Raw genomic sequence first — 7992 nt, 5'->3', positions numbered from 1 at the left:
CCACCGATAACGATCGCGGTAGCGGCTTTAATCAAAAAGCAGCCCAATGGCTAGGAGCTGACATGTTCACTAAATGTGTGGGTATTCACGTTCAAGTTGACGATCACCAATTCGACGAATTGCCTGTCGCTCCAATCAATAATCAATTTAGCAATCAGGAATTTGCCCATGAAGTAAAAGTGGCTTTTGACTACGAAGCTTTAACTACTCCTGCAACCAAAGTCAAAATCATTTACAATATTAATGATGCTGGTCACATGACGATTACCATGCATTATTTTGGTAAAAAAGGCTTGCCGCCTTTGCCTGTTATCGGCATGAGATTCATTATGCCAACCAAGGCTAAAAGTTTTGACTATACTGGCTTGTCTGGTGAAACCTACCCTGACAGAATGGCTGGAGCAGAACGCGGAACTTTCCACATTGACGGCTTGCCAGTTACTAAGTATCTTGTACCACAGGAAAACGGGATGCACATGCAGACTAATGAATTAGTCATTACCCGTAATTCTACGCAAAACAATGCGGACAAAGATGGCGACTTTAGTTTAAAGATTACGCAAACTAAGCAGCCATTTAACTTCAGTTTACTGCCATACACTGCAGAAGAATTAGAAAATGCTACCCACATTGAAGAGTTGCCATTGGCTCGTAGAAGCGTATTGGTAATCGCGGGAGCTGTTCGCGGCGTAGGCGGCATCGATAGCTGGGGCTCCGATGTAGAAGAGCAATACCACATCGATCCTGAGCAAGATCATGAATTCTCATTTACGCTAAATTAATTTAAATAATTTATTTTGAATTAGTAAATAATTTACTAAATATTGTGCTATAATGTAATCGATTTAAGTAAAGACTAATAACCAATTAAAAAAGAGTAAACATGAAAGTTTTAGTTATCGGCGGTGCAGGCTATATCGGTTCACACGCCGTACGCGAATTAGTTAAAGAAGGAAATGATGTCGTTGTTTTAGATGCCTTGTATACTGGTCACAGAAAAGCTGTTGATCCAAAGACTAAGTTTTATCAAGGCGATATTGAAGATACCTTCTTAGTAAGCAAGATTTTACGAGATGAAAAGATTGATGCCGTAATGCACTTTGCCGCTTACTCATTGGTACCTGAATCAGTTAAAAAGCCACTTAAATACTATGATAACAACGTTACTGGCATGATTTCATTATTACAAGCAATGAATGATGCCGGCGTTAAGTACTTAGTCTTCTCTAGTTCTGCCGCAACTTACGGTATTCCTAAGAAGTTGCCAATCACTGAAGACACCCCACTTAACCCAATCAACCCATACGGTGAAACCAAGATGATGATGGAAAAGATCATGGCTTGGGCTGACAAGGCTGATGGCATTAAGTACACTGCCTTACGTTACTTCAACGTAGCCGGTGCTTCAAGCGATGGTACCATTGGTGAAGACCATGCACCAGAAACTCACCTGATTCCAAATATCTTAAAGAGTGCCATTGCCGGTGACGGCAAGTTCACTATCTTCGGTGATGACTACGACACTAAGGACGGTACTAACGTACGTGACTACGTTCAAGTTGAAGACTTAATCGATGCTCACATCTTGGCTTTGAAGCACATGATGAAGACCGACAAATCAGATGTCTTTAACTTGGGTACTGCACATGGCTACTCCAACTTGGAAATCTTGGAAAGTGCTAAGAAAGTTACCGGCATTGACATCCCTTACACAATGGGTCCACGCCGTGGCGGCGATCCTGACTCACTTGTTGCCGACTCAACTAAGGCTCGTACAGTTCTTGGTTGGAAGCCAAAGCATGAAAATGTCGATGACGTGATCGCCACTGCTTGGAACTGGCACAAGAGCCACCCAAAAGGTTACGAAGATAAGTAAATTAATTAAGAAATATTATTAAGGAGATTTCTATCAGAAACTAATCGTTTTTCAAACTATTTTCTACATCTATTATCTAAAAAAATGACGCTGGTTCGATCAATTAGCGTCATTTTTGATTGAAATTATTTTTCAAACTCTAATTTAGTTAGCCAAGTTTGAACTGCCTGAATAACTTGAGTAAAAGTGATCCCTTAGCAAAAGGATGTTTTCTCACGTATCTATTCCAAAGATTCTGCATATTACTATTTTCAGCAATAATATCTACTTGTCTTAGACAATACTTATAATCCATATCTTGTCCTGTCCAAAAGATTGATTCACGGTAATTCGTAGTATTAGCAAAAGCTGACTTTAAAGTAGCTAAATTGATTCGTTCTCTCTGCAGTATGAATAAATCATAGAGATCTTTCATACGTGTATTAGCTATTCCTCTCGTAATTACCGTTTCTAATTTTTCCGCTACTATAGTTTCCATAGTATATGCCCAAATATTAATATGTCGATCTTCTAAATGTAATTTATAGCTATATTCAATCTCCCTAGGTGTAATAACATCCCCTGTTGAAACATCTACTTTTAATGGATATCTTATCTTCCGAAAAGAAGCATTAAAATGTAATCGATAGCCCTTGTACTCTTCATGCTCATGAATCTGTTCAATTTCTGACAACGAAATGCTTAATAGATCCCCCGCTAATTTTATTTGACAGATTTCTTCAAATACTTTAGCTATTTGTTTTTCGGTCAAATCTAATCCTTTTATCTCAGCATCAATGTCTTCCGTGAATCTTTTATCGATACCAACAATAGCCGACAACAAAAAACCACCTTTTAAAATGAAATTATCTCGATATTTTGATACTGAAATTCTTTCTAGCAAATCATCTAACATAATTTCTTGCCATAATCGACCAATCTCATTTCCTTTTATATTATGCTCTCTAGCATACCTTCTTACATCTGCTTTGAACTGCTTCTCATCAACATAATTTTTCACAACAACACCTCTAAGTAGCTATTTACCTTTCTAGTTACCCTAAACTTTTCTGCAAAAGACATTAATGTATTTATATCTTTTTTCTTTTCGTTATTCCACATCTTGAAGGCATTGGTAATTATTTCGATATCTATAGCATTAATCGGTCGCAATATTTCAGCTAGAGTTCTTTCAGGAGTATAGATATTAATCACATTTCCATTTACTATAAATTTCTATTTTTTTGTTCTTTATTAAATTTAGACATAGTAAAAGACCTAAAAGTATCTCACTTTTAGGTCTCACTTCATTTTTAATTGCTCAAGTTTTTTATTCTAAAATCAATACCCTGATGGGGTAACATTTACCGTTATGTTCTTAGTTTCAGACCAAGGACCTGCTTGTGAGCCATGATAGGCGCGAACCTTGAGCTCATAAACATCCCCTTTAGTAAATTTCAAATCTTTATCAGCATCCAAACTTGGCGTAATTTCTTCCCAATTGCTCTTCACCATGTAGTAGTGCCATTTTGCGCCTTTCAAATGGTAGCCAACTTCATAGCTGTCAGCATCTGCAATCTTGTCCCATTTCATGGAAATATATGGCTCATCGCTACCATTATCGTCGTAATAGCTAGTAGTCAAAACTGGCGCAGACAAGCTAGTCGAATTGTTGCTTGAAGCATAATAGGTATACTTGATCGGTTCAGAATTATCGCCAAAGTATTGCCCGTTTACACCACGAACTGCAATGTAGTAGGTGTTGCCATTGATCAATTGATTCTTGGGAATTATCTGCGTCAAGTCAGCCGGATAACTATAACGGCCGTTGCTATTGCGAGTAAGTGCCTTATTAACTGGGTAAGTGAAGTCAAAATTATAAATATCTATCTTAGTATCCGGCTTTTGATAGCTATATAAAGCATAACTAGTGGCATTAGCCGCCTTGCTGTAGGTCACTTTCAAGCCTTCAGCTACCGGTGTAATGTTAGTAATCGCTGGCGTATCAGGAATAACCTGACTAGCATCCGCATCTTCGCTAGATAAACTGAAACTATAACGACCACGGCCAGGGGAAAATTCAATTACATAAGTCCCCTTAGCCAAATACCAAGAATGCTTCTTGTTAGTCGTCAGACCAATTGTTTTCCAAGATTCTGGGCTAATACTATAGTTAGTCACCGGCTCAATTGAAATCTCAGACTTGCTATAGATGTTGCCATCATCTGGATAATAGATCGGCATAGCTGAATAATTGAGCGTTACCTTTTGAGGCTTATCGATGGTAAACTGATATAATTCTTGCCCAGATAGATGATACTTTTTGAAAATATCATCAAAGGATCTGACTGTCTGACCCATCTTGATATCAGTTGGAATTCGCTTAGGAGCAGATTTAGTTTCAACTGTATAGTCAGCTAAAGAATTTACTAATTTGGTCAACTTAGTGTAGTTGATTTTGATCGGAGTGTATTTCTTAGCTGAAGTAGTTAGCTTATAATTTCCTGCACGCAAGTAGAAAGTCTTGGTTTTCTTATTCGAACCAGCATATGGAATAGCTTCCCAGTCAAGTGTGTTGATAATTTCATATTTAGCTGACGTATTAACCGTTATTCGGCCCGCCGACTTCAGGTGAATGCGGTACTGGCCCTTGCGAATATAGCTTGTCCCGTAATTAGATAAGGTTGTCGCAGCTTGAGCTGGCTGGCTAATTGCTAAAGCAGAAGAAGCCGCAACAGCTGCTAGTAGTAGATTTAGTTTATGATTCATTGATCTTACCTTCCTTCTATTATTTATAATTTTACACTGAATAAGTAACCGTAGAATTACAAATTGACGAAAATATTGTATCTATTAAATATTGTATCTATTTGTGAATAGAAAAAATGCAGAACCTGCGATATATATCCGTATCGTAAGATCCTGCATTTTACAATCTAAAGGAGTATAAGTAAAAAAGTTGAGGAAAATCTAAAATAATTATCTGGCTAATCGCCTAAATCTTCACCATTTGAAGCGATCACCTTCTTGTACCAATAGAAAGAATCTTTTGGCATTCTAGCAAGACTGCCTTCGCCATGATCATCGCGATCAACATAGATGAAGCCATAACGCTTAGACATTTGACCAGTACCTGCAGATACTAAATCAATGCATCCCCAGGTAGTGTAAGCTATCAAGTCAACGCCATTTTCAATTGCCTTCTTCATCGCTTCAATATGTTTGCGCAAGTAGTCGATTCGGTATGGGTCATGAATCTTGCCATCTTCGCTGATTTGATCAACAGCACCCAAACCGTTTTCAACAACCATCATTGGCAAATGATATCTGTCATACATAACTTCAAGGTAATATTGCAAACCTTCTGGATCAGTTGACCAGCCCCATTCAGAATATTCAAGATATGGATTCTTTTGACCAGCTGCGAAGTTGCCTTGAACTTGATTGTCATCTTCGTGAATCGTCACAATATTTGATTGGTAATAAGAGAAAGTGTACATGTCGACTGTACCTTCCTTAAGATCCTTCAAATCTTGCTCAGTAATATCAAGCTCTACATGGTGTGGATCCCATAGACGGTGAGCATAAGTTGGGTATTCACCCTTGCATTGAACATCTCCGCAGTAGAAAGTTAGCCAGTATTTAACTAGTCCCTTGTATTTCTTGAACAAGGTTGTGGCATACTTAACGTAATAATCAATCATCTTACGATCTTGCCAGTCATGATATTTTTGTGCCAAATAAAGTGGATCTTCATAGTGAGAAATCGTAACTAATGGTTCAATACCATACTTCTTACATTCTTCAAAGACCCGGCGGTAGAAGTCAAGTCCAGATTGGTTAGGCTTTTCTTCATCCCCTTTAGGGAAAATTCTAGTCTAAGCAATTGATAAGCGGAAGACCTTAAAGCCCATTCCGCAAACATCTTAATGTCTTCTTTGTAATGATGATAAAAGTCGATCGCTACATGGTTTGGATAATATTCATCTGCAAAGATCTTTCCTTTAGCACCTTCTGGCAGTGATGCAGCAAACATCCCGGCAGCCTTACCTTCTTTGCCATCCACTTCATAAGTAAGGTATCTTGGCTTATCAAGACTACCAGCAGTAGTGATATCAGTTACTGATATCCCCTTGCCGTCAACATCATAAGCACCTTCGATTTGGTTAGCAGCGGTTGCACCGCCCCATAAAAAGTTTTCTGGAAATTTTGTCATTATTATTCTCCTTGTAAATCAATAAGTTCTTGACCAACTTTAACTTCACCTTGAGCCACTTACTCTACAGACTTATATTTCTTAGAGTTGGTTACCACCACTGGCGTAGTTACTTCATAGCCAGCAGCCTTGATTGCTTCAATATCGAATTCAACTAACGGATCGCCGGCTTTAACTGCTTGGTCTTTTTCTACCAAAACCTTGAAGCCCTTCCCTTGCAAGTTGACGGTGTCCATCCCAATATGCATCAACGACAAAGCCACCCTTGCTTAGTGCATACATCAAGATCACATCCGCTGTTTCAGGACCTATACCCTTTAAAGAGAGAATCTCTTTTCGAAGAATGTCTTTAGGCATCATAGTGACCTGCTCTAAATCAAAGTCATATTTATAAAAATATTCAGCTAGCGTCTTGATCGTTTGTGCCTTGCGAGTATAAAAGCCAGCGGATTTTATTGCTTGTTCTAGTTCTTCTTTTGATAGAGCTAAGATATTCTTAGGTACTGAAAGTTGAAAGCACTAAAACTGGCCAGCTTCCTTATGGAATCTGGCTTTTTGCTTCTTAAATTAGTTTTTATATCGGCTGCCTAAATATAAATTCTTCAATTATCTTAGTAATTTTATCTGTCAGTTTTGCTTCTACTTCTTTTAAGACTGACATCAGGTAGACCAATGCTTCCTCAAACGCCAAGTCCGGCAACGCATCATTCATCAAATAAAACAGATCGCCAATAGTTCGATCGTCTGTACTTAGTCTTTCTTGCCAAGCTAAAAGATCATAGGTTAACACAGTAACGGCAATATAGCCACATTGTCCATCATAGCTTTGAATTTGTGACTTATCTAAAGCTAGATATTGCTTGGCTGTCTTAAAGTAGGTTTTAATCTGCCATCTACGCCCATACAATTGAATGATTTCTTCTGGATGCAGCGAAACTCTGGTAGAAGCTAGGACCAAGTATTGCTTCCCATTGCCACGATTAGCGGCAAAAACTAGTCTAAGCGGGAAAGCATGACCTTGATATTCTGCCTGGACTACACAGCTATAGAGATAATTCTCCTTTGCCTTTATCTTAGATTTTGCCAGTCTAGCATAAAGACCCTTAACATCATATAAGCGCCCGCGATAGCGATAATATATTTTCTTGCTTTGTTTAATCATGCCAACGCTATCCAATCCCAGTTCCTTTAGCTGCCAAAACATCTTGGGCGAAGAAAACCAGCTGTCAAATAAAACATAATCTGCTGGAATTCCCTCCTCAACAGCTTGCTTAATCAGTTCAACGGTAACATCATTCATCTGTCTTTGTGCCTGCGCCCTCCTGCGACCGGCAATTGAGCGTTGATCTTGGATTGTTGGACCCTTACCAATCATATTCTTAGGCTTCTTGGTAGACATTAGGGCAAAATTGACCGGGAGAAAGGTATTGCCAGTCAACTTTGCCTTAATGTCAACTAAAACCAAGAAAAATATGATTGGAGCTGCTCCCATTACTGCTGATGAACGTTCAATTTCTGGTAAAAGGAGAAATCAAGCTCAGAGAAAGATGAACGATGTAACTGTAGAGTTGATTAGACAAGCCTTACGATTAGGGGTAGAAGCTAAATACGTCTTATTCGATTCTTGGTTTTCTTCTCCAAGAATGTTTTGGATTTTAAAGAAGATCGGTTTAGATGGACTTGGCATGATCAAGAAGAGTTCAAAGATTTATTACATTTATCGCCATCGCCGCTATAGCGTTAAAGACTTGTATGATCGTTTGGCTGCTTCAAACATCTGTAAAAAGAAACATTATCTTTATTCAAGCATAGTTGAGGCTCAATATCATGGACATAGCTTTTTATTAAAGCTCGTCTTTGTCTCCAACCGTGGAAACAAGAACAAGTATTTGGTTTTAGCTACTACTCAGACAAAGCTTAG

3 protein-coding genes and 7 pseudogenes are annotated in these 7992 nt (G+C 38.5%); 3 read left to right on the top strand and 7 right to left on the bottom strand.

From position 1 onward, the window contains the following. A partial coding sequence (locus BN53_RS01990) for a beta-galactosidase small subunit (RefSeq protein WP_040537266.1) occupies positions 1-782 on the top strand: 782 nt, incomplete at its 5' end. A 101-nt stretch (positions 783-883) separates the two neighbouring features. Further along, entirely contained in the window at positions 884-1876 is a 993-nt protein-coding gene (gene galE / locus BN53_RS01985; RefSeq protein WP_009559218.1) for a UDP-glucose 4-epimerase GalE, read from the top strand. Between the two features lie 125 nt (positions 1877-2001). Here galE and BN53_RS01980 read toward each other — a convergent pair. The 7 genes and pseudogenes from BN53_RS01980 to BN53_RS01955 all read right to left on the bottom strand — a co-directional run. After that, positions 2002-2876: pseudogene (locus BN53_RS01980) on the bottom strand (nucleotidyl transferase AbiEii/AbiGii toxin family protein). Then, positions 2873-3079: pseudogene (locus BN53_RS10010) on the bottom strand (type IV toxin-antitoxin system AbiEi family antitoxin domain-containing protein); the annotation flags it as partial. The pseudogenes BN53_RS10010 and BN53_RS01980, both read right to left, overlap by 4 nt. A gap of 117 nt (positions 3080-3196) precedes the next feature. After that, positions 3197-4624, bottom strand: a complete 1428-nt coding sequence (locus BN53_RS01970) for a hypothetical protein (protein WP_009559216.1) — start codon at positions 4622-4624, stop codon at positions 3197-3199. A gap of 218 nt (positions 4625-4842) precedes the next feature. After that, positions 4843-6071: pseudogene (locus BN53_RS09965) on the bottom strand (glycoside hydrolase family 1 protein). Positions 6072-6130: 59 nt separating this feature from the next. Beyond that, positions 6131-6322, bottom strand: a pseudogene (locus BN53_RS01960) (PTS sugar transporter subunit IIA); the annotation flags it as partial. Next, positions 6312-6575, bottom strand: a pseudogene (locus BN53_RS09345) (endonuclease III domain-containing protein); the annotation flags it as partial. The pseudogenes BN53_RS09345 and BN53_RS01960, both read right to left, overlap by 11 nt. Positions 6576-6645: 70 nt before the next feature. Then, a pseudogene (locus BN53_RS01955) lies at positions 6646-7503 on the bottom strand (IS4 family transposase); the annotation flags it as partial. 16 nt (positions 7504-7519) lie between these two features. Between BN53_RS01955 and BN53_RS01950 the strand changes: the two are divergent. After that, positions 7520-7992 (top strand): annotated as a pseudogene (locus BN53_RS01950) (IS4 family transposase); the annotation flags it as partial.

It is taken from the genome of Lactobacillus pasteurii DSM 23907 = CRBIP 24.76 (assembly GCF_000297025.1).
GTDB classification, from domain to species: domain Bacteria; phylum Bacillota; class Bacilli; order Lactobacillales; family Lactobacillaceae; genus Lactobacillus; species Lactobacillus pasteurii.
The sequence above is the reverse complement of the archived record's forward strand: the minus strand, read 5'-3'. Positions and strand labels throughout refer to the sequence as shown.